The 21,189-nt window shown below is 59.7% G+C and carries 18 protein-coding genes; 11 read left to right on the top strand and 7 right to left on the bottom strand.

Translation table 11 applies throughout. The features are described from left to right. Positions 1–8: 8 nt before the first annotated feature. The gene (locus tag MHM85_RS08160) at positions 9–875 is read right to left on the bottom strand and encodes a nitrilase-related carbon-nitrogen hydrolase (RefSeq protein ID WP_139525821.1); all 867 of its coding nucleotides are present in this window, start codon (positions 873–875) and stop codon (positions 9–11) included. Between the two features lie 615 nt (positions 876–1,490). On the opposite strand from MHM85_RS08160, the gene MHM85_RS08155 reads away from it, so the two are divergent. Next, on the top strand, positions 1,491–3,002 hold the full coding sequence (locus tag MHM85_RS08155) for an NCS1 family nucleobase:cation symporter-1 (protein WP_239285681.1): 1,512 nt from the start codon (positions 1,491–1,493) through the stop codon (positions 3,000–3,002). Between the two features lie 64 nt (positions 3,003–3,066). Here the strand turns inward: MHM85_RS08155 and MHM85_RS08150 are convergent, their stop codons facing one another. Beyond that, the gene (locus MHM85_RS08150) at positions 3,067–3,975 is read right to left on the bottom strand and encodes a LysR family transcriptional regulator (protein ID WP_139525819.1); all 909 of its coding nucleotides are present in this window, start codon (positions 3,973–3,975) and stop codon (positions 3,067–3,069) included. A gap of 189 nt (positions 3,976–4,164) precedes the next feature. Here MHM85_RS08150 and MHM85_RS08145 point away from each other — a divergent pair, with 189 nt between their 5' ends. Beyond that, a complete protein-coding gene (locus MHM85_RS08145) occupies positions 4,165–7,215 on the top strand; it encodes an EAL domain-containing protein (RefSeq protein ID WP_219861951.1) in 3,051 nt (1,016 codons plus the stop codon). On the opposite strand, the gene MHM85_RS08140 is transcribed toward MHM85_RS08145, so the two are convergent. From MHM85_RS08140 to MHM85_RS08120, 5 genes are read right to left on the bottom strand one after another with little or no spacing between them, the layout of a single operon-like run. Then, positions 7,195–8,247, bottom strand: coding sequence for a CobW family GTP-binding protein (locus MHM85_RS08140; protein ID WP_219861949.1), 1,053 nt, complete (start codon positions 8,245–8,247; stop codon positions 7,195–7,197). The genes MHM85_RS08145 and MHM85_RS08140 overlap by 21 nt on opposite strands. Positions 8,248–8,250: 3 nt before the next feature. Then, a complete protein-coding gene (moaA, locus tag MHM85_RS08135) occupies positions 8,251–9,243 on the bottom strand; it encodes a GTP 3',8-cyclase MoaA (RefSeq protein WP_139525816.1) in 993 nt (330 codons plus the stop codon). After that, positions 9,240–10,493 carry a gephyrin-like molybdotransferase Glp gene (glp, locus tag MHM85_RS08130; RefSeq protein WP_219861947.1) on the bottom strand — a complete coding sequence of 418 codons (1,254 nt, stop codon included), beginning with the start codon at positions 10,491–10,493 and terminating at the stop codon, positions 9,240–9,242. The genes moaA and glp overlap by 4 nt, the downstream gene beginning before the upstream one ends. Continuing rightward, a complete protein-coding gene (gene mobA / locus MHM85_RS08125; RefSeq protein ID WP_139525814.1) occupies positions 10,490–11,110 on the bottom strand; it encodes a molybdenum cofactor guanylyltransferase MobA in 621 nt (206 codons plus the stop codon). Before mobA ends, glp begins: the two co-directional genes overlap by 4 nt. Beyond that, positions 11,107–11,964: a formate dehydrogenase accessory sulfurtransferase FdhD gene (locus tag MHM85_RS08120; RefSeq protein WP_219861946.1), complete on the bottom strand. Its 858-nt coding sequence runs from the start codon at positions 11,962–11,964 to the stop codon at positions 11,107–11,109. The genes mobA and MHM85_RS08120 overlap by 4 nt, the downstream gene beginning before the upstream one ends. A gap of 151 nt (positions 11,965–12,115) precedes the next feature. Between MHM85_RS08120 and MHM85_RS08115 the strand changes: the two genes are divergently transcribed. The 9 genes from MHM85_RS08115 to MHM85_RS08075 all read left to right on the top strand — a co-directional run bounded on the left by MHM85_RS08115 (position 12,116) and on the right by MHM85_RS08075 (position 21,186). Continuing rightward, positions 12,116–12,556, top strand: a complete 441-nt coding sequence (locus MHM85_RS08115; RefSeq protein WP_139525812.1) for a DUF3305 domain-containing protein — start codon at positions 12,116–12,118, stop codon at positions 12,554–12,556. Next, on the top strand, positions 12,553–13,209 hold the full coding sequence (locus tag MHM85_RS08110; protein ID WP_219861943.1) for a DUF3306 domain-containing protein: 657 nt from the start codon (positions 12,553–12,555) through the stop codon (positions 13,207–13,209). Before MHM85_RS08115 ends, MHM85_RS08110 begins: the two co-directional genes overlap by 4 nt. A gap of 198 nt (positions 13,210–13,407) precedes the next feature. Then, complete coding sequence (locus tag MHM85_RS08105; protein ID WP_219861941.1) at positions 13,408–15,120, top strand: 4Fe-4S dicluster domain-containing protein; 1,713 nt, start codon at positions 13,408–13,410, stop codon at positions 15,118–15,120. Between the two features lie 4 nt (positions 15,121–15,124). Continuing rightward, complete coding sequence (locus MHM85_RS08100) at positions 15,125–15,778, top strand: molecular chaperone TorD family protein (RefSeq protein ID WP_219861939.1); 654 nt, start codon at positions 15,125–15,127, stop codon at positions 15,776–15,778. A gap of 76 nt (positions 15,779–15,854) precedes the next feature. Next, positions 15,855–16,058 carry a twin-arginine translocation signal domain-containing protein gene (locus MHM85_RS08095; protein ID WP_139525808.1) on the top strand — a complete coding sequence of 68 codons (204 nt, stop codon included), beginning with the start codon at positions 15,855–15,857 and terminating at the stop codon, positions 16,056–16,058. Positions 16,059–16,082: 24 nt separating this feature from the next. Then, entirely contained in the window at positions 16,083–18,938 is a 2,856-nt protein-coding gene (locus MHM85_RS08090; RefSeq protein WP_139525807.1) for a molybdopterin-dependent oxidoreductase, read from the top strand. 61 nt (positions 18,939–18,999) lie between these two features. Next, positions 19,000–19,614 (top strand): formate dehydrogenase FDH3 subunit beta, encoded by a 615-nt coding sequence (gene fdh3B, locus MHM85_RS08085; RefSeq protein WP_139525806.1) that lies wholly within the window; start codon positions 19,000–19,002, stop codon positions 19,612–19,614. 11 nt (positions 19,615–19,625) lie between these two features. Then, a complete protein-coding gene (locus MHM85_RS08080) occupies positions 19,626–20,738 on the top strand; it encodes a formate dehydrogenase subunit gamma (protein ID WP_219861937.1) in 1,113 nt (370 codons plus the stop codon). Positions 20,739–20,841: 103 nt separating this feature from the next. After that, entirely contained in the window at positions 20,842–21,186 is a 345-nt protein-coding gene (locus tag MHM85_RS08075; RefSeq protein ID WP_219861935.1) for a DUF1244 domain-containing protein, read from the top strand. Positions 21,187–21,189 lie beyond the last annotated feature (3 nt).

Genomic DNA, 21,189 nt, shown 5'->3' with positions numbered 1-21,189 from the left:
CAGCAGAATCATTCACCGTCGGTGAGGCGGGTGTAGGTCTCGGGGCGGCGGTCGCGGAAGAACTGCCAGTTGTTGCGCACCTCGCGCACCATATCCAGGTCGATCTCATGCACCAGCAGCTCGTCTTCTGTGGCGCTGGCCTGGGCCTCGATCTTGCCGCGTGGGTTGACGATGTAGCTGGAGCCGTAGAAGTCGCCGATATTCCAGGGCGCCTCGGTGCCAACCCGGTTGATCGCGGCGATGAAGCAGCCGTTGGCAGCGGCAGAGGCGGGTTGCTCCAGCTCCCATAGGTATTGGGAAAGACCGGCCACCGTGGCAGAAGGGTTGAAAATCACTTCGGCGCCGTTGAGCGCCAGTGCCCGCCAGCCTTCCGGGAAGTGGCGGTCGTAGCAGATGTACACGCCGATCTTGCCGTAGGCAGTATCGAAAACCGGCCAGTTGGATTGCCCCGGCTTGAAGAAAAACTTCTCCCAAAAGCCAGCCACCTGGGGAATGTGTGTCTTGTGGTATTTGCCCAGGTAGCTACCGTCAGCGTCGAATACCGCCGCCGTGTTGTAGTAAACGCCGGTCTCGGTCTCTTCATAGATAGGGACGATGATTACCATGCGGTGCTCGGCCGCGAGCTTCTGCATCATCTGGCAGGTGGGGCCTTCCGGCACCCGCTCGGCGGCGGCGTACCACTTGCTGTCCTGGCTGGGGCAAAAATAGGGCTGATTGAACACTTCCTGGAAGCACAGCACCTGCACGCCTTGCTCGGCGGCTTGCTGAATCATGGGCAGGTGCGCTTCGTTCATCGCGTCACGAATGGCGCCGGGTTCTTGATCAGTGCTGGTATTCAGGGCCATCTGAATCAGGCCAATCTTCATTTTCTGCATGGACTACCCCTCTTTTGTCATAACGCGCCGACCATCCGAATGGATGGGAGGTCAGCTATGGGTGGCTTTTCTGCCGGTATCGATGAGTGGCGGAAAAGATCGCTAGGCGTGTCATGACATCGACTCATGGTCGACACTTATAATTGTTAGCAAAGCTGTCATGATAGACAGTTTTTTGAACATAGCGCTGATTGAAGACGTTTTGCAAGAAGTTTTTATAAAAAGCCTGGTTGTCTTTCAAGTGACTGTTTTTTCTGTTTTTTAAATTTTAAGTTGGCCGTTTTTATCAATTTGGTGAGATGCTGCCCTATTATGGCGTTTCTTTTTTTATGATTTTAAATCAATAGTTTGTGTTTTGTTTTTTTATTTTCATATTGATTCTTTGCATTCTTATGGTGCGTTTTATGAATATGTCGCTACCCTGTTTAGTAAGTTTTAATACCCGTTGCTATAACAACAATGATGTAGAGAGTTTCTTTTTTATATATGTCTTTTTAGTCAGCTTTGTGTTCAATGAGTTAGCGGTGAGTGTGTGGTTTTGGGCACGCTTATTGCTGGGTAACCTGTTGAACTTTTGAAGATAAAAAAAGCAATGGCGAGGCTAAGGAGACAACGATGACGGCAGCGAAATCTCGAATGATCAATCAGCAGGGGTTGGTCGAACTGGCAGTGGAAGACGATGTACGTGAAAGCGCCCGCTTCAACGAGGATATTGCGCCCACCGAAGCAAAAGAGCGTACCTGGAGCAAATGGAACATTGCGGCGCTGTGGGTCGGTATGTCGATCTGCGTACCCACCTACACCCTGGGCGGCGTGCTCACGGCCTACTTTGGGCTGAGCGTTGGCGAGGCGCTGTTGGCCATTCTGCTGGCCAACGTGATCGTGCTGATTCCGCTGACGCTGAACGCTTTTCCCGGCACCAAATTCGGCATTCCCTTTCCGGTGGTGCTGCGCTCTTCGTTTGGTATCCTGGGCTCCAACGTGCCCTGCCTGGTGAGGGCGCTGGTGGGCTGCGGCTGGTTTGGCATTCAAACCATGTTTGGCGGGCTGGCCATTCACCTGCTGCTGTCGGCGCTGTTTCCCGCCTGGGCGGCGCTGGGAGGCGTCGGCGAGGTGATTGGCTTCTTCGTGTTTGGCGCCATGAACCTGTACGTGGTGATTCGCGGGGCCGAGTCGGTCAAGTGGCTGGAAACCCTGGCAGCGCCGCTGCTGCTGGCCGTAGGGATCGGGTTGATGATGTGGGCGTGGCCGCACATGTCGATGACCGAGCTGCTGGCCCAGCCGCCGTCGCGCCCGGAAGGGGCTTCGGTGTATGGTTACTTCTTTGCTGGCCTGACGGCCATGGTGGGCTTCTGGGCAACGCTGTCACTGAACATTCCTGATTTCAGTCGCTTCGCCAAGAGCCAGAAGGACCAGATCGTCGGGCAGATCCTGGGCTTGCCGTTGACCATGTTCTTCTTTGCTGCCCTTGGTGTGGTGCTTACCGCAGCGTCTGAGTCGCTGGTAGGACAGACCATTGCTGATCCAGTCAATTTGATTGGGATGATTGACAGTCCTGCTTGGGTGGTGCTGGCGATGGTATTGATCATTATCGCGACACTCTCCACGAATACTGCCGCTAACATTGTTTCCCCTACCAATGATTTCCAAAATATTGCGCCTAAATTTATCAATCAAACGCGAGGAGTGCTGCTGACAGGGGCTGTAGGGGTGTTGCTGATGGGTTACGACCTGCTGCAAAAGGCGGGGGTGGTGAGCCAGGGCGTTTCTCTGGAGCAGATGTACTCCAACTGGCTGCTGGGCTACTCCAGCCTGTTAGGGCCCATCGCTGGCATCATGGCGGTGGATTACTTCCTGATTAAAAAGCAGCGTTTGGATGTGCCGAGCCTGTATATGGACCACCATGCTTATCCCGCCGTCAATATCGCCGGTTTTATCGCCTTTGGTGTTCCGGTGGCGTTAACGCTGCTCTCGCTGCTGACCGGTACCATGAACTGGTTCTATGACTACGGCTGGTTTACGGGCTCCGCGCTGGGGGCAGTCGTCTATTACCTCGCCAGCCAAGCACTGGCAACGTCGCCTCAGGTGGGGCCTGTACCTCTCGCGGCGAGTGAGGTCGTAAAATAAGTCGTTATCCGGTTTGATGACTGAACCACGCTATGACGCCCGGCACTTTGCCGGGCGTTATGCTTTATGATTCGCGTTGTTCGACAAACCCCAAAAACGCATCGACCACCCGGTTGGGCCGTCGGTCGTGGCGCGTGACCAGCACAAAGGGAATGCGATAGTGCCGAGTGGTCGGATGCAGGGCGCGCATTTTGCCTGCGGCGACCCACTGCGCGGCGACATGCTCGGGTAGAAAGCCGATGAATCGGCCGGTGAGGATCAGGAACGCCGCGCCCTCCCGGTCGGAAGCGGAGGCTTGTAGGTTGAGCGCTTCGTGGGCTTGACGCGCCATGTCGGGAAGCGGGTAGCGGGGTCGAATAGCCGGGTATCGAGCAAGCTGGGCGGCGCTCTCGGCGTCGTCGGGTACGCTGAACAGCGGGTGGCCAGCGGAGCAGTATAGGTAAGAGGGCTCGTCGTAGAGCAAGCGTGTTTCCAGGCTGGTGGGCAGGTTCACGGCGGGCACGACGCCCACGTGTAGATGACCATCCATCACGCCGCGAATCACCGCATCCGATGGCTCCATATGAATGTGTACCGTGACCTCATGGTGGGGGGCGGTCAGTGCGGCTAGCGCATGGGTGACGTTCATGGCGGGGAGAGTGACGAGATTGTCGGTAATGCCGATGTTCAGCTCGCCTTTGATGGTATGGTGTAGCGCATTCACATCGCTTTTGAACGTTTCCAGCGCCGTAAGCAGTGTGAGTCCCGCCTGGTAAATCTCCTTACCCTCTTCTGTCAGGCTAAAGCCTCCACGCCCCCGTTGACATAGCGAAAAGCCCAGCCTGCTTTCAAGGTCGCTCATGTGCTGACTAATCGCCGAGCGGCTAATGCCCAGCGTAGTCTCGGCTGCAGTGAAGCCTCCGCACTCCACCACCGTTTTAAAAATACGCACTAGACGTATGTCGTAGTCGCTCATTTGGCCTAGCGATGCCATAACTGCCTCTTCTTGATAAAAAGGGCGCTTATTGAAGAATTAAGCTGGCTAAAAACTGATATACATCAAAAAAACAACGCGCCACTATGGGGTGATGTCATCTTGGCCTGGCGTTGGTGTATCTTCCACTGTTCTTTTTTACACTGTATCAGGTGCGCCTGCGGGATACCTGAATAAGGTCGATGTGCCATGTTTCCTTCTCGCAGTGATGCAACGAGCCGCGATGTGCCCGTATTGCCACGTTATCGACGTTTGCAGCGACGCGCGATCGGCTTTTTCTTTTTGGCGCTGTGTGTGGTGGTGTCGCTGTTTGGTTGGCTATTGACTGGCCAGTACCAGCAGGAGATTCGTGCGGCAGAAGCCCGGGCCTCTGCCCGCTCTAACGTCATGACCGAGTGGGCGAAAGGTGTCTTCGGACAGAGCGGGCAAGCACTTTTCACCTTGGCTCAGCACGTTGAGACCCGCGGGTTCGATAGCGCTGACGGTATGGCCGACATACAGGGGGCCGTAGAAGCCTTGACCCGGTATATGCCGCTGATCAATGAGATCGGTATTCTCAACGACCAAGGGCGCGTATGGATCAGTAGTCGTGATAATCGCCATGCGGGCATCGATATTAGTCACACTGATTTTTTTCGCTCGTTTCAGCAAGGGGGCCAGCGCGAGCTCGTGACGCCGCTTTACTGGTCGGACGAGGATCGTCAGTTTTATCTCTATCACGCTCGGCGAATCAGCGGCGAAAACGATCGTTTCGATGGCGTCGTGGTCGCGCGTTTGGTGCCCCAAACCCTGATGGACGCTCTTCAACAAATGCGCGTTTATGATGGCGAAAGCATGAGCTTGGTCGACGGTAGCTTGAAGCTCATCGCTCGTCATCCCGTGCCTGATCCACCTGCCTTGGTGGGCATGCAGATCGACGATCCGGCGACACGGCAGTGGCTGACCACCCAGCAAGCCTCTCAAACGTTTACGGCTCGCTCGCCGCTGGACGGGCGCGAGCGCCTGTTCCATATGCAGCGTGTCGGCAATTACCCCGTACTGGTAGTGGTCGGGGTCGATGTGCAGCGCCAGCTTGCCGGTTGGCGTCAACGCGGCCTGGTTCTCACGCTGGCAATGGGAGGGATGTTGCTACTAGGGGCCTGGGGCGTGAGGCACTATTTGAATCGACTGTCGCTCTCGTATCGGCTGCAATCCCGGGAGGCGCGCTTGGACGCGCTGATCAACTCGTTGCAAGATTTGATTTTCGTCTTCGATGGTCAAGGGCGGTTTCGCTTCGTTCACGCCATCGAGAAGGACAAATTTCTGCTGGAAAGCCAGCAAGCGCTAGGGCGACATTACGATGAAGTACTGCCTGCCACGCTGGCCAAGACCTTTGATAAGGTGTTCCACCAAGTCCAGCGCTCCGGACAGGTGGCGACGTTCGAATATCCGTTACTGCTTGGCCAGCAGCAGCGTCACTTTCACGCCACGGTGAGCCCGTTGGCCAGTCACACTCATCACATCGAAGGAGTTTTATCCGTGACCCGCGATATTACCGACGCGAAACAAGCAGAAGTCGAGCTGAAAATCGCGGCTGCGGCTTTTCAGGCGCACTTGGGCATCATGGTGGCGGACGCGCGGGGTCATATTTTAAAGGTCAACGATACCTTCAAACGCATTACTGGCTACAGCGATGAAGAAGTGGTGGGCAAGAATCCGCGCATGTTCAGCTCGGGCCACCATAACGCGGCGTTTTATCGTCGTTTGTGGCGCAGCGTCATGGCCACGGGGAGTTGGGAAGGAGAAATTTGGAATCAGCGCAAAAACGGTGAGCTGTTTCCCGAGTGGCTGACCATTAGTGCGGTTTACGACGCGGCGGGCGAGCTGACCCACTACGTCGCCACCATGAGCGATATCAGTGAGCGCAAAGCTGCCGAGCAGGAGATTCACCAGTTGGCGTTTTACGACCCGCTCACCGGATTCGCCAACCGGCGTCTCTTCATGGACCGTGTCGGCACGGCGCTGAAGGAGCTAAACCGCCATCAGCGCTGTGGCGCGCTCTTGCTGATCGACATCGATAACTTCAACCATGTGAACGACACCTTGGGGCATCACGCGGGGGACCAACTGTTGCAGTGCGTGGCCCGCCGATTCGGTCAAATGCTGCGTGACACCGACACGCTCGCTCGGCTGGGCAGTGACGAATTTGCCGTGTTGATCGAAGGCGTGGATGGTAGCCCACGCCAAACGCACGCGTTAGTCGAGCACATCGCCAAAAAACTGTTAGCGGCGCTGGACGAGCCCGTCCCAATTGGTGAAGAGAGTGCCGTGGTGAGTGCCAGCGTGGGCATTACCATCGTGTCGGATAGTCAGCGGAGCGCCGACGACTATCTACAGCAGGTAGATATGGCGCTCTCTCAAGCCAAGACGGGCGGGCGACAATCGCTGCGTTTCTTCGATCCCTCCATGCAGGCCGCGCTGCTGGCCAAAGTGAAGCTTGAGGCGGAACTGCGCCAGGCATTGGAGAATCAGCAATGGCGACTTCACTATCAGCCTCAGGTGGATCGCCACGGTATGCTCACCGGGGTGGAAGCGCTGCTGCGTTGGCAGCACCCCGAGCGTGGCATGGTCTCTCCGGGGGAGTTCATTCCACTACTGGAGAGCACCGGGCTGATCAATGACGTGGGCGAATGGGTATTGGAAGAAGCCTGCCAGCAGCTTGCTCGCTGGGCGCCTTCACCGCTGCTCAGCCACCTGACGATCTCGGTCAACATCAGTCCGCTGCAGTTTCGCGAGGCGGATTTCTTGCCCCGCGTGGAGCACGTGTTTCAGCGCACCCAAGCGCCGCTGGCCCAGCTCAAGCTCGAAGTCACCGAGTCACTCTTCGTGGAGGCCCGTGACGACGCTCGAGATAAAATGTTGAGCTTGAAGGCGTTGGGTGTGCGCTTTTCATTGGACGATTTTGGCACCGGCTACTCGTCGTTGGCCTATTTGGCTCAGTTGCCGCTGGATCAGCTAAAAATCGATCAGTCCTTTGTACACCAAGTACTTGAGAGCAAGGCCAATGCGGCGATCGTGGAGAGTACCATCGCCCTGGCCAAGAGCTTGAACCTCGACATCATTGCCGAGGGGGTCGAAACCCAGACCCAGCAGGTGTGGCTCATGGCTCACGACTGCCACGCCTTTCAAGGCTATTTGTATGGTCGCCCGGTTCCGGTCAGTGAGATCGAGGCGATGGTATCAGGGCGCTTCCACTCGTGAGCGAGCCAGCTGTGCATGCAGGGTGGCGATGAGCGCCGCGTGTTCGATAGTGTCGATAGCGTCGGAGGGGATAGGGTCGGGGGTAATCACTTCGAGCCGCGAGTCTTGCCGCCAGGCGCTGCTGGCGACGCTGAGCGCTCCGTCGGCGCGGTTGAGCCGTTTCCAGCCATCCGTGGTGTGAAACACGCCCTTCACCCGAGCGGAGGTAGGTAATTCACCGACACAGTGGGCAAGCAGGTCGAGGTCGAAGCGTTCGGTGGGGTGCCAGCGCAGGCCGGTACTGGTGTAGCCCAAGGTGTTGGCGGTTTGCTGCTGAGGTGCCCCGGGCGGCGGTGGGAAATCGAAAAACGCGCCATCCAGGCTCGGGGCCGCCGCCAAGGCGTGGTGCGCGTCAGGCATCGCGGTCTGCGCTGGCTGGCTGGCCTGACCGCTCTCCAGCAGCAGCGCCACGGGAAGTTTGCCGTGGTCGACGATATGCACCCACTTTGGCGTTGGCCATAGCGCACCGACAAACTGCTGCGCTCGACGATGCTGGGCCTCGCTTGCTTGGTCACCCATCGTAATGGCGATGGCATCGGCCATCTGCAGCTGGTCTTGAAACGTCTCGTGCTCGCGCACGCGGGTGTCGTCCAGGCGACGAGGGTCGAGCGTGGCGATAATATCTTGTACGGCTACCACATCCTGAAACGCCTCACCGCGCAGCAGGTCGAGCAACCCCGCCGGGTGGCCAAGGCCGGAGGGCTCGATGATCACCCGGTCAGGCTTGCTGCGCGCCAACAGATTGACCAGCGCGGCCTGTAACACGAACGCAAGCTGACAGCACAGACAGCCGCCGGGTAGGCCCTTCACCACCACATCGTCGCGGCGATCGAACATGGCTTGGTCGATGCCGATCTGACCAAATTCGTTGACCAGAATGGCCCACTTCTCATCCACAGGCTTTTGTTCGATCAGGCTGTGGATAAGCGTGGTTTTACCGCTACCTAAAAAGCCGGTGACGATGTGAACGGGTACGCGTGACGCAGCAGCCAACGGTTAGCCTCCGGTCATGTTCATGAAACGCACCACCTGCACATCACCGTCGGTGGTGAAGTGGTGGCGTTCTGGCTTGAGCGGCAGGGCGTTGATAATGGCGGTTTTGAGCGCCTGCATGTCGCCAGGGTGGCGGCGCAACACGGCGCGCAAGTCCACCGAGTGTTCATTCCCTAAGCACAGCAGCAGACGGCCTTCCACGGTGACCCGAACGCGGTTACAGCTATCGCAGAAGTTGTGGCTATGGGGCGAGATAAAGCCTACGCGGCTATCGCTGTCGGCCATTCTGAAGTAGCGCGACGGCCCGGGCGTGGTCTCGGTAGTCGCCGTCAGCGGGTAGCGGGTTTCGATCATCGCCTGGACGTCGTCGCTGGAGTAGAAAGTCTCCGCCCGGGAGTGATCCGATACATCGCCCAGCGGCATCTCCTCGATGAAACTGATATCGAGGCCTTCCTGGCGGGCAAAGGTCACCAAGTCGAGCACTTCGTCTTCGTTGCGGCCCTTCAAAATTACCGCGTTCAGCTTGATGCGCTCGAAGCCCGCCTCTTGGGCGGCGTGGATGCCGTCGATCACTTTGGCGAGATCGCCGGTGCGCGTGAGCTGCTTGAAGCGCTCGGGATCGAGAGAGTCGAGGCTGATATTGAGCCGACGCAAGCCGCCTTGGTAGAGCCGCTTGGCGTGTTTACGTAGGCTGGCACCGTTGGTGGTCATGGTGAAGTCGTCCAACCCTGGTAGGGCGCCGATGTCGTCCACGAGTTGCTCGATGCCTTTACGCACCAGCGGCTCCCCCCCGGTCAGGCGGATTTTCTCGACACCCAGCTCGGTGAAGGCGCGTGCCACCATGGCCAGCTCTTCCAGTGTGAGGACTTGCGCACGGGGAAGAAACGTCATTTCCTCGCTCATGCAGTACACGCAGCGAAAGTCGCAGCGGTCAGTGACCGACATGCGTACGTAGCGTACCCGGCGGCCAAAATCGTCGATCAGTTGTTCGGTCATTGCCAGCTCGTTATGGGTTGAATGCAGACCGCCTCGCCTGGCTGAGCGCCTGCTTGGTCATCGCCAAGTTCGATCAAACAGTTGGCCATCACCATGGATGTCAAAATACCCGAACCCTGGGCGCCGGTGCTGCGCACGTGCAGCACTCCCTGGTCATCGCACGTATAGACACCGCGCAAAAAATCCGTGCGTTTCAAACGACTTTTAAGCGACGTTTGGGCCATCGCCGTCAGCCGTCGCGGTGCTGCCGGTGGTTGGCTTTGCAGCCGCTGCAGCAGCGGCACCACGAACTGACTAAACGTTACCATGACGGCCACCGGGTTGCCTGGCAGACCCACGAACGGCGTGCGCGAAGCGCCTAGCTGGCCGCAGGCCATGGGGCGACCCGGGCGCAGCGCCACCCGCCAAAAGGCCAGCCGCCCAAGGGCCTCCAGCGCGGTGCGTGTGTAATCCGCATGACCGACCGATACCCCGCCGCTGGTGATCACCAGGTCGCACTGTGTCGCAGCCTCGGCCAGCGCCCGTTCGATGGTGTGCGGGTCGTCGGGCAAAATGCCTAGATCCACGACCTCGGCCCCTTGCTCGCTGAGCATGCCCATCAAGGTAAACCGGTTGGTATCGTAAATCCCGGCGCTGGGCAACGGCTCCCCTGGCGGCGTGACTTCGTTGCCGGTAGAGAAAATCGCGACCTTGGGACGCCGATACACCGTGATCTCGGCGTAGCCCAGCGAGGCTGCCAGACCCATGCCCGCAGCGTCCAGCCGTGTGCCTGCCGTCAACGCCACGTCGCCCTCGGCAATGTCCTCGCCCGCTTGGCGAACGTGCTGCCCGACGCTGACGCGCTCGGGGCGTTCGACGGTGACACGGTACGCCTCTTCGACGAGCTGTTCACGCATGATGACCGTATCGGTGCCGCTAGGCATGGGCGCGCCGGTGGTGATGCGTACGCACTGGCCGGGGAGCACATGACCGTCGAACGCTTGCCCGGCAACGGCGTCGCCGATGACAGGAAAGTGCACAGCATGAGGCGACGCGTTGGGCCATGCCAGGGCAACGCCATCCATCGCCGCGTTGGTATTTTGCGGCACGTTGATTCGGGCGGTGATGTCGACGGCCAGCCTGCGCCCGTAGGCGCGGCTCAGCGGCACCTGCTCGACGGCTACCGGCGTTTCCACCAGCGTCATCAGCGCCGCTCGGGCGGCCTCGACACTCAGCATCTGCTCGCCCAGCTCGAAACACGATAGGCTCATGGCACCTCCTGGGAGGATGTCGTCATGGCCTGCTCCAAACGCGCTTTTTCCTCTTCGGTGTTGAGGTTGGCGAACGCTTCCGGGCAATCCGACATATCGACGCGGCACCAAGCGTGGCGGGCGTACCAACGGTCGATTTTACGCTCGCCGTCGGCCAGCGTCGCGGCCAAATCGTCGGCCAGCGACGTGCGCAGTAGCGCGATGACCGGGTGCAGGCGCTCGCCATCGAAGGCCACGGCAATGTCGTGTTCGACACCTTCTTGGATAACCCCCGCGATCATCCGCGACACCACATCGAAGGGCAGCGCCGGGGAGTCGCAAGGGGCGACCAATAGCCACGGCGTTTGGGCGGCACATAGGCCGCTGTAAATACCCATCAGCGGACCTTTGAAACCGCCTTCGGCATCAGCGATGACGCGGTCGGCAAACAGCGCGTAGGCATCGCCGTTGCGGTTGGCGTTGATCATCAGCTCATGCACGTGACCGTCAAAGCGTTTGACGGTATGCGCCACCAGCGGCAGGCCCGCGAAAGGCTCGAGCCCCTTGTCTCGACCGCCCATACGGCGACCCTCGCCGCCCGCGAGAATCATTCCGGTGAGATCCTGCTTGGCTATCATACGCCTGCCTCCTTGGACGAGCGCGCGCTGGGCGGTTTGGGGGGAATGGCGTCTAGGGTCAAGCGGCCAGCGGCGTTGATCGCTTGGAAGCTTTTGCCTTTGGCCCGAGCGATCAGCATGACGCCGAAACGTTCGGCCAGCTCTACGCCTTTTTGCGTCACGCCTGAGCGCGATACCAGCACGCTAATGCCCATTTGCGCGACTTTTAGCACCATTTCGGAGGTGAGGCGGCCGGTGGTATAGAAAATATCGGCGCTCTGGCTGTCCGCTTGATTGAGCCACTGGCGGCCGGCCAGCGTATCGACGGCGTTATGTCGGCCCACGTCTTCGACGAAATCCAGCACCCGCGCTTGGTGGCACAGCGCACAGCCGTGAACCGCCCCCGCGCTGCGATAGGTGTCATTATAGGTGTTCAAATTAGCCAATAAATCATACAGAGTGGATTGCGCCAACGGTGTCTCGGGCAGCGCGGTCAGGGCGGTTTGCTCCAGCAGGTTTCCGAACACGGTACCTTGGCCGCATCCGGTCGTCACGGTGCGTTTGCCCAGGCGCGCTTCCAAGTCCTCCGGCAGATGGCGAGTGACGACCACCGCTGCTTCGACGTCCCAATCGACCTGCACGGCGGCCAAATCCTCGGCGCTGCGCAATAGACCCTGATTACGCAAGTAGCCTACCACCAGCGCTTCTGGGTCGTCTCCTAGGGTCATTAGCGTGACGATCTCGCGCTTATTGAGGTAGACCGTGAGCGCACGCTCGGCGGCAATCGCCTGGGCGCGCGTGTCGCCGTAGGCATCCATGACATCGATGGTGGTCGTGGCCGGTAAGCGGGCTCGGCTTAGCTGAAGGGCGGGCATCCGCAATCCTCACTGATACCAAAACGTGGTGTGGGTAACGCAAACACGGCGAACATTACGATAATAGTTGAGTAAAATAGTCTGAGTTGACGATGATGGCGCTCAAAAGGCTTACTTGTCTACCCGTTCAAGGTCTAAGGGGGTGAAACCCATGAGTGATAATTTGCGCGCGCTGAGCGTCACCTTGATGGCGGAGGCCAAGCAGGTGGGACGTTTCACACAGACCCAGTGGCGTATTGCCGAGCTCGTGCCGGGCGACCAGGGGGAGTGTGTTCTCAACTTGCAGCTCTACATGACCGAGCGAGCGGCCTACCGGTTCAACCTTACCTCGTCCACACCGCGCCTGTTCGTGCGTGCTGGATTCACGGGGCAGACCCCGACGCCCGATGCGATGACCGCCAGCCAAGACGTCGCCGCGGGCTGGCTCGATGGCGAGCAGCAGGTGTTGGAAGCGCCCATGCCGATGGCGATTCAAGTGTGGATCGAGCACTACCTAGCTCGCCACGGTGACGCCCCGGTGGAAACCCGCAAGAAAAAACGCAAAGGAGCCGGGCGTGGTAAAGAGACCCCGGCCAAGGAGCAGCCGCAGTGAGCCGTTTTGAGCGCTGGTCGCGTAAAAAGCGCGGTCTCGATGACGAGAACCTTCCGCCTAGCTCGTCTGAAACTGACTCTCCCGAGCCTACGGGTGTCGAGCAAGGTGAGCGCGTCAGGCCGTCGGCGGAACAGCGCGCTAATGTTGCCGATCATGGGGCCGATGACGTAGCCGTCGAGGCAGCCACTGACGAGCAAGAGACGTCAGCGTTGCCACCTCCCGGTAGTTTGGACCACACGCTGCCCGATCCGGATACGCTGCCTGCTGGCAGTGATTTCAGTGCCTTCATGGTGCCTGGCGTGAGCGCCGCCCTGCGCCGTCGCGCACTACGCAGGCTCTGGGCCACCGGTAACTACAACGTGCGCGATGGTCTGGACGATTACGACGCTGACTACACTCAGCAATTGAAGCCGATGGCGAGCGAGCTGGCGGGCAAGCTGCGGCGCTGGGCCAATAAAGCAGAGGAGGCCCTCGATAAGCTGGACGAGTCCGCGCAAAACGACGCAGAACGCGCGGGCCATGATGAGGATGAGAAGGGAGCTGGGCAGGGGAGCGCTTGCACAAGTGATGACAGTTTTGTACAAAGTGTCTCACTAGACGACCGGTCTGATGATTCCGATCACGCTCTGGGAGAGCGAAAAAAAGACGGTTAGCTTTTTGAATCAGTGGGTTGTAAAAAAACCGAGCAGGCTTGCGTTGACAGCGATTCGACCAATGGAAGTGGCAAAAAAGCGGTTTGCGCCGTACGCTGATACAATAAGCTATGTCGATATAACGTCGAAAGTCATCCTCGAAATGACGACATCTAAACGCTAATTATAACAAAAACGACCTCTTGACCGTGAGAATGCATGAACCAACGAATCCAACTGGCGTCGATCGACGACCAGCGTAACGCCGCCGCCCGTGAAGCGGTGCGTCGGCGTATCTCATGGCCGGTGAATTTAACGCCTGCCAACGTGACCTACCATAGCCGAGGGCACGTATTGCTACTGGGTCGTGCAGCGTCCGTCAGCCCAGCGGCGCGTGCGCTGCAAGGTCGTGGGCTCGCGTCGCTGACGCTGCTGACGACGGATGTCGCTGTCGATCTTCCTGCCACCAGCGAGCCGGTTACCGCACACCTGCTGAGCACACATCAGCAGCCCCAACTGCGTATTGCGGGCCACCTGGGCGGGTTCCGAACCACCCTGGCTCAAGCCGATGGCGACGCGCTCAATTTGGCGCAAGCATTGATCGAACGCGACGTTTTCGACGTGGTGCTGGATCTCACCGAAGGCGCATTGGGCGTGGCTGCATGGGAGTTGCCGCCGCCGGGCTACCTGCGCCTCGCGTGGGAGCGTCAGGAGGCAGAGCGTGCCGACGTGCTGGAGAGCGTGACCGAACTGGTGGGCGAATTCGACAAACCGCGCTATTTCCAGGTCAATACCGATCTTTGTGCCCACTCGTCCAGCGGTAACGTTGGCTGCACCCGCTGTCTCGACGTCTGCCCGGCGGATGCGATTGCCAGCATCCAAGGCCGCATCGAGTCGCGCATCGAGATCGATCCGTTTCTCTGCCAGGGCGTGGGGAGCTGCACCAGCGCGTGCCCGACCGGTGCCATCGAGTTTCGCCTACCGGAAACCCGCCGGCAGCAGGATACGCTCGCCACTTGGCTATCTGCCTACCGCGACGCCGGTGGCGAGGTGCCGGTGCTGCGCTTCATCACCCATGACTCGCTGGAAGCCGAGCGCAACGCAGGTATTACCACGCCGGGTCATATCATCGATGCACCCTTAGAAGAACTGGGCGCGGCGGGTCACGACCAGTGGCTGACGGCACTTGCCAGCGGTGCCGCCGAAGTGCGCATTCAGCTTCACGATGACATGCCGAATCGGCTCAGCGCGTTTTTAGAGCAGCAAATCGCCCAGGCGCACGCGCTACTGACCGCGCTTGGCCACGACACGGCACGCATCAAGCTGCTGCCCGCTGGAGACGAGAGCGAGCGCGATGCGCTGCCGAGCCTCACTCCGCTCACCGAGTCGCCGTTGAACTTCGACGAGCCTAACAAGCGTGCCCGCCTGAACGTGGTTCTGACGCGACTGGCCGAGTTGGGTGCGCCCAGCGGTGAGCGTCATGCCATGCCTCAGGGCGCGGCGTACGGTGGTATTCAGGTGGATAGCGCGGCCTGTACGCTGTGCCACGCCTGCGTCAGCAACTGCCCAACGCCTGCGCTCAAGTCTGGGGGCAACGCCCCCGCGCTGAGTTTTCTCGAAGCAGACTGCGTGCAGTGCGGGCTCTGCGAACAGGCCTGCCCGGAAGACGCCATTACGCTGGCGCCGGGGTTCCTCGCCGCGCCCGAGCGCGACACACGGCACATTTGCCATGAGGAGGCGGCGTTCGAGTGCATCGGCTGCGGCAAGCCGTTCGCCACGGCCAGTACCGTGGCCACCATCAAAGCCAAGCTGGCCAATCACCCTTATTTTGCCGGGGATGCCATGGCGCGGTTGGAAATGTGCGAAGACTGCCGGGTGAAAGACGTTTGGAAAACCATGGCGCGCGACCCTAACGCGCAACTAAAGGTATGAAGCTATGAGCGATGCAATGCCGACGCTAAGCGACACCGATGCACTGCGCATGGATATCTACCAACTGCTCGCCAGCCTGCTGCGCCAAGCGCCGGATGGCGAGCTGCTGGCGTGGTTGGCGAGCTTGGATAACGAGCAAGACGGCAGCCGTATTGCCGAGTGTTGGGCGGCGCTGTCGCTGGCCGCGGCCCAGAGCGATGTCGACGGCTTGAAACGGGCGCATTTTCGCCACTTGGTCGGCGTGATTCAAGGCGACGTAGTCCCCTATGCGTCTTGGTACCGAAATGGCGAATTGATGGAAGCCGCGTTGGTCGCACTGCGCCAAGACCTCCGAGCGCTGGGCTTCGAGCGCTGCGAGCATACCCGGGATCCAGAAGATCACCTGGCCGCGGTGTGTGAAGTGATGGCCATGCTCATCGCGGTACAAAATGGCGAGCAATTTACCTTTTTTCAACGGCATCTTGCCCCTTGGGCCAGCCGCTGTTGGGATGACCTTGCCAACGTAGACACCGCTTTCTATGCAGCGCTGGGGCAGTTGGGTAGCGCTTTCATGGAGAGCGAACAGGCACGCTTGAGCGATCAGGCGGCCTATCGACCGGTACGCATAGTGGAGCCTGCTTCCTATGACGCCGGTGCAGCGCGCAAAGCCACACCGTGACGTGACCGTGCGCAGCGGTAAGTGAACGACAGGCCTGCTGGCCACGTATAAGAAAAGCATGAAAGAGGAGAACCCCATGCACCAGTCACATAACCCTGAGCGCCGCCGGTTTATGAAAACCGTTGGTTTAGGCACCGCTGCTGCGGGTGCCGCCGCTGCGGTCGGCCACGTCACCTTGGCACAGGCGGATGACAAGAGCCCGGTCGAGCGCGACAAGCAGACGGTGAACTACCGTGAGACCGACCATATTCGTGCTTACTACGCATCGCTGCGTGACTGACGGCGAACTGCCAGGAGATTTGCCATGCGTTTAACTCGTAAAACGAACGCCCCTGCGACCACTGGACTGGGTATTTCCCGTCGTCAGTTCTTGAAGCGTACGGGCGTCGCCACTGGCGGCGTTGCCGCAGCAGGCTTCATGGGCGCGCCGATGATGCAGCGCACCGAAGCGGCGAATAAAACGCCGGTGCTCGACTCCCCGGTGGAGACCAAGCGCACCATCTGTTCCCACTGCTCGGTGGGTTGTGGTGTCTATGCCGAAGTGCAAGAGGGAATCTGGACCAAACAGGAGCCTGCCTTCGACCACCCGATCAACCGTGGGGCCCACTGTGCCAAAGGCGCGTCGCTGCGCCAGCACGGCCACTCCACGCGCCGCTTGAAGTACCCGATGAAGTTAGTGGCGGGCGAGTGGCAGCGCATGGACTGGGACGAGGCGGTCAACGAGATCGGCGACAAGCTGCTCGAGCTGCGCGACAGCTACGGCCCGGACAGCGTTTACTGGTTGGGCTCGGCGAAGTTCAACAACGAGCAGGCGTATCTGATGCGCAAGCTCGCCTCCATGTGGGGCACCAACAACACTGACCACCAGGCACGTATTTGTCACTCCACGACCGTGGCGGGTGTAGCCAATACCTGGGGTTATGGAGCGATGACCAACTCGCTCAACGATATGCACAACAGCAAGGCGATCCTGTTCATTGGCTCGAACCCCAGTGAAGCGCACCCGGTCGCCATGCAGCACATCCTGATTGCCAAAGAGCGCAACAACTGCGACATCATCGTCGCAGACCCGCGCTTTACGCGTACGGCGGCGAAAGCCAACAAGTACGTGCGCATTCGCCCCGGCTCGGACGTGGCTTACATCTGGGGCTTGCTGTGGCACATCTTCGAAAACGGCTGGGAAGATAGTGAGTACATCAGCCAGCGCGTCTATGGCATGGACGATGTGCGGGCCGAAGTCGCCCAGTTCCCGCCCAGCGTCGTCGAAGACATTACTGGCGTACCCGAAGCCGAGATGTTCGACGTAGCCAAGCGTCTTGCCGACAACCGCCCCGGCTGCGTGGTGTGGTGCATGGGCGGTACTCAGCACACCACCGGCAACAACAACACCCGCGCCTACTGCATTCTAGAGCTAGCGCTGGGTAACATCGGTAAATCCGGTGGCGGCGCCAACATCTTGCGTGGTCACGACAACGTGCAAGGCGCGACCGACTTGGGGCTAGGGTGTGACTCCCTGCCGGGTTACTACGGCTTGGCAGAGGGGGCTTGGCAGCATTGGGCCAAGGTGTGGGACGTGGACTACGAATGGCTGAAAGGCCGCTTCGACGACACCGAGTACGCCGATGGCAAACCGATGTACTCCAGCGGTATCACCGTCTCTCGCTGGGTGGATGGCGTGCTGGAAGAGGATGACAACATCTCCCAGCGCACTGCGTTGAAAGCGATGTTCTACTGGGGCCACGCGGTCAACTCGCAAACCCGCGGCGTCGAAATGCAGAAGGCGATGCAGAAGCTGGAGATGATGGTCATCGTCGACCCGTATCCCACCGTTGCCGCTGTCATGCATGACCGTACCGACGGCGTGTACCTGCTGCCCGCCGCCACCCAGTTTGAAACGACCGGTAGCGTCACGGCAACGAACCGCTCGATTCAGTGGCGCGACCAGGTCATCGAGCCGCTGTTCGAGTCCAAGCCGGACCACGAAATCATGTATCTATTTGCCAACAAGCTCGGCTTTGGCAACGAGTTCGTGAAGAACTTCGCGATGGAAGGCAATCGACCGGTGATCGAAGACGTACTGCGTGAAATTAACAGCGGTATGTGGACCGTCGGCTACACCGGCCAAAGCCCAGAGCGCTTGAAAGAGCACCAGCAAAACTGGCACACCTTCAGTTTTGAGAACCTGCGTGCCCAGGGCGGCCCTGCCGATGGCGACTACTACGGCCTACCGTGGCCCTGCTGGGGAACGCCTGAGTTCAAGCACCCCGGCTCGCCCAACCTCTACGACACCAGCGTCCCGGTCATGGAAGGCGGCATGGGCTTCCGCGCCCGCTTCGGTATCGAGCGCGACGGTGTGAACCTGCTGGCGGAAGGCTCGGCACCGGTTGGCGGTGACATCGACGACGGCTACCCGGAGTTTACCGATCAGCTGCTCAAAGATCTGGGCTGGTGGGATGATCTCACCGATGAGGAGAAAGCAGCGGCCGAAGGCCAAAACTGGAAGACCGACTTCTCCGGCGGTATCCAGCGGGTGGCCATCGAACACGGTTGTGCGCCTTACGGCAACGCCAAAGCGCGCGCCGTGGTGTGGACCTTCCCAGATGCCGTTCCGAAACACCGGGAGCCGCTCTACACCACCCGCCGTGACCTGGTCGAGCGCTACCCGACATGGGACGATTTCGACTCCATCATGCGTCTGCCCACGATGTACAAAACCATCCAGGACCGTGACAACAGCGCGGAGTATCCGATCATTCTGACCTCCGGTCGCTTGGTCGAGTACGAAGGTGGCGGTGAAGAGACGCGCTCCATGTCCTGGCTGGCCGAGCTGCAGCAGGAGATGTTCGTCGAAATCAACCCAGCCGATGCCAACGACATTGGCATCCGCGATGGCGATCAGGTGTGGGTCGAAGGCGCCGAAGGTGGTCGGGTCAAAGTAAAAGCACTGGTGACGCCCCGCGTGGATCGTAAAGTGGCGTTCATGCCGTTCCACTTTGGCGGCGTGTTCCAGGGCGAAAGCCTGCACGACCGCTACCCGGAAGGCACCGTTCCCTACGTGACTGGTGAAGCGGCCAATACCGCGACCACCTACGGCTACGATCCGGTGACACTGATGCAAGAGACCAAGTGCACCATTTGCCGTATCGAACGCGCCAGCTAACACGACCTGACCAGACAGCATGCCGGTGTGGCTACCCCCGCACCGGCACGAGGAGAACACCATGGCTCAAATGAAATTTATGTGTGACGCCGAGCGCTGCATCGAGTGCAATGGCTGCGTCACTGCCTGTAAGAACGCCAATGACGTCGAGTGGGGCATTCAGCGCCGCCGCGTGGTGACCCTGAACGACGGTGAAGCGGACGAAATGTCCATCTCCGTTGCCTGCATGCACTGCGACGATGCCCCCTGCATGGCGGTATGTCCCACCGACTGCTTCTACAAAACCGACGACGGCATCGTACTCCACGATAAAGACCTATGTATCGGCTGTGGTTACTGCCTGTACGCCTGTCCCTTTGGCGCGCCGCAGTTCCCGCAGCAAGATGCGTTCGGCGAGCGCGGCAAGATGGACAAGTGCACCTTCTGCGCTGGTGGTCCCGCCGAAACCAAAGAAGAGGAGTACCAGAAGTACGGCTCTAACCGCATCGCAGAAGGCAAGCTGCCGCTGTGCGCCGAGATGTGCTCCACTAAAGCGCTGCTGGCCGGAGACGCGCAGGACGTTGCCGATATCTTCCGTCAACGCGTGGTACACCGTGGCCATAAAGATGGTGCGTGGTCGAACAATCCTCAGGCTAGCACTGACAACCTTGCCTACGATGCTGCCCGCAAAGGGTAAGGAGGCGTGTCATGACAACCTTGACCATGACAAAGGTGCCCTCACGGGCGCCTAGGGGCACCGCTAGCTGGCTACAGCGCGGCTGGCGTCTCTGTCTCATGCTGGTACTGTTGGTGGCCAGCCTGGGCGTCACCCAAATGGCCGTGGCGCAAGCCGATCCAGATCGTGAAATGACCACGGCTGCGCCGGGCATCACCGCCGACCAGTGGCGTCAGGTGCGCAGCGGAGAAACCGGGCCCAACTACCGCGACTCGCGGCATGAAAGTAACTACAACCTGATCAACGCGAGCGGCGAAACGTGGCGCATTCTGCGTAACCGCTGGGTGTCGCCGTTTGGCATGATTGCCATTGGCGGCATGGCAGCACTGATCGCGCTGTTCTACTTCATCGTCGGGCGGAAGTATCTGGAAGAGCCGCGCACCGGTCGTCTGCTACTGCGCTGGTCGCTGCTAATGCGCGCTCTACACTGGACCGTCGCCACGCTGTTCATCACCCTGGCATTGACCGGACTCAACCTGCTGCTGGGTAAGTTCGTGTTCCGCTCTCTATTTGGCGATGCCGTATGGGGCTGGATGGTGTCGGCCTCCAAAGTGCTGCACAACTATTTGGGACCGATCTTCGGGGTGCTGCTGGTGATCATGCTGATTAGCCTGATCAAAGAGAACATTCCCAAAAAGCACGACTGGGTATGGTTCAAAAAAGGCGGCGGCATGATTGGCAAAGGCCATGTCGATGCGGGCTTCTGCAACGGCGGTGAAAAAGCCTGGTATTGGCTGCTGGCATCCGTCGGCATTCTGGTGGTGGCGAGCGGCTTCGTGCTCGACTTCCCCAATTTCGACCAGGGTCGCGACACCATGCAGTGGGCCAACATCATCCACGCCGTAGGAGCGCTCGGCCTGACCGCCGTGTCGCTGGGCCACATCTACATCGGCACGCTGGGCACGGAAGGCGCGCTGGAAGGCATGACCACCGGCTACGTGGATGAAACCTGGGCCAAAGAGCACCACAATTTGTGGTACGAAGAGGTCAAAGATCAGGCCATCAGCGAAGAAGAGATAGCGGCGCGTAAAGCGGGTGACAGCGGCGAGCATTCGGCAGCCAACTCTGCCGCTAAGCCAAGCTGAGTCACTCCGTCGACATCAGTGAACGTGAATGCCCTTCGACACCGCCTTCGGGCGGTGTCTTTTGTTATGCTGCACTTCCATGCATTGGGAAAGAGGAATGACCATGGCGACATTTGACGAACTGGATGCCACCACCCGCACCGAGCTGGAGGCCGCCGCGTTTCGCCGCCTGCTGAAGCATCTGGATGACAATAAAGACGTGCAGAACATCGACCTGATGATTCTGGCGGACTTCTGCCGTAACTGCCTCTCGAAATGGCTGGTGACCGCCGCTGATCAGCACGGCACCGAGCTGGATCTGGAGGCCGCCCGCGAGTATGTCTACGGCATGCCCTACAGTAAGTGGAAGGCGCATCACCAGGGCGAGGCGACGCCGGAACAGCTCGCCGCGCTCGAGGCGCGTCAAGCCAGGAAACAAGCTAATGCTCAAAATGAGCGCGAGGAGTAGCCG

This window comes from Halomonas sp. McD50-4, assembly GCF_022348135.1.
In the GTDB taxonomy this organism is placed as follows: Bacteria; Pseudomonadota; Gammaproteobacteria; order Pseudomonadales; family Halomonadaceae; genus Vreelandella; species Vreelandella piezotolerans.
The sequence above is the reverse complement of the archived record's forward strand: the minus strand, read 5'-3'. Positions and strand labels throughout refer to the sequence as shown.

Bases quoted from the DNA above. Each gene is read 5' to 3' on its own strand.
- MHM85_RS08160 (WP_139525821.1), bottom strand. From the start codon at position 875: ATGCAGAAAATGAAGATTGGCCTGATTCAGATGGCCCTGAATACCAGC.
- MHM85_RS08155 (WP_239285681.1), top strand. From the start codon at position 1,491: ATGACGGCAGCGAAATCTCGAATGATCAATCAGCAGGGGTTGGTCGAA.
- MHM85_RS08150 (WP_139525819.1), bottom strand. From the start codon at position 3,975: ATGGCATCGCTAGGCCAAATGAGCGACTACGACATACGTCTAGTGCGT.
- MHM85_RS08145 (WP_219861951.1), top strand. From the start codon at position 4,165: ATGTTTCCTTCTCGCAGTGATGCAACGAGCCGCGATGTGCCCGTATTG.
- moaA (WP_139525816.1), bottom strand. From the start codon at position 9,243: ATGACCGAACAACTGATCGACGATTTTGGCCGCCGGGTACGCTACGTA.
- glp (WP_219861947.1), bottom strand. From the start codon at position 10,493: ATGAGCCTATCGTGTTTCGAGCTGGGCGAGCAGATGCTGAGTGTCGAG.
- mobA (WP_139525814.1), bottom strand. From the start codon at position 11,110: ATGATAGCCAAGCAGGATCTCACCGGAATGATTCTCGCGGGCGGCGAG.
- MHM85_RS08120 (WP_219861946.1), bottom strand. From the start codon at position 11,964: ATGCCCGCCCTTCAGCTAAGCCGAGCCCGCTTACCGGCCACGACCACC.
- MHM85_RS08115 (WP_139525812.1), top strand. From the start codon at position 12,116: ATGAGTGATAATTTGCGCGCGCTGAGCGTCACCTTGATGGCGGAGGCC.
- MHM85_RS08105 (WP_219861941.1), top strand. From the start codon at position 13,408: ATGAACCAACGAATCCAACTGGCGTCGATCGACGACCAGCGTAACGCC.
- MHM85_RS08100 (WP_219861939.1), top strand. From the start codon at position 15,125: ATGAGCGATGCAATGCCGACGCTAAGCGACACCGATGCACTGCGCATG.
- MHM85_RS08095 (WP_139525808.1), top strand. From the start codon at position 15,855: ATGCACCAGTCACATAACCCTGAGCGCCGCCGGTTTATGAAAACCGTT.
- MHM85_RS08090 (WP_139525807.1), top strand. From the start codon at position 16,083: ATGCGTTTAACTCGTAAAACGAACGCCCCTGCGACCACTGGACTGGGT.
- fdh3B (WP_139525806.1), top strand. From the start codon at position 19,000: ATGGCTCAAATGAAATTTATGTGTGACGCCGAGCGCTGCATCGAGTGC.
- MHM85_RS08080 (WP_219861937.1), top strand. From the start codon at position 19,626: ATGACAACCTTGACCATGACAAAGGTGCCCTCACGGGCGCCTAGGGGC.
- MHM85_RS08075 (WP_219861935.1), top strand. From the start codon at position 20,842: ATGGCGACATTTGACGAACTGGATGCCACCACCCGCACCGAGCTGGAG.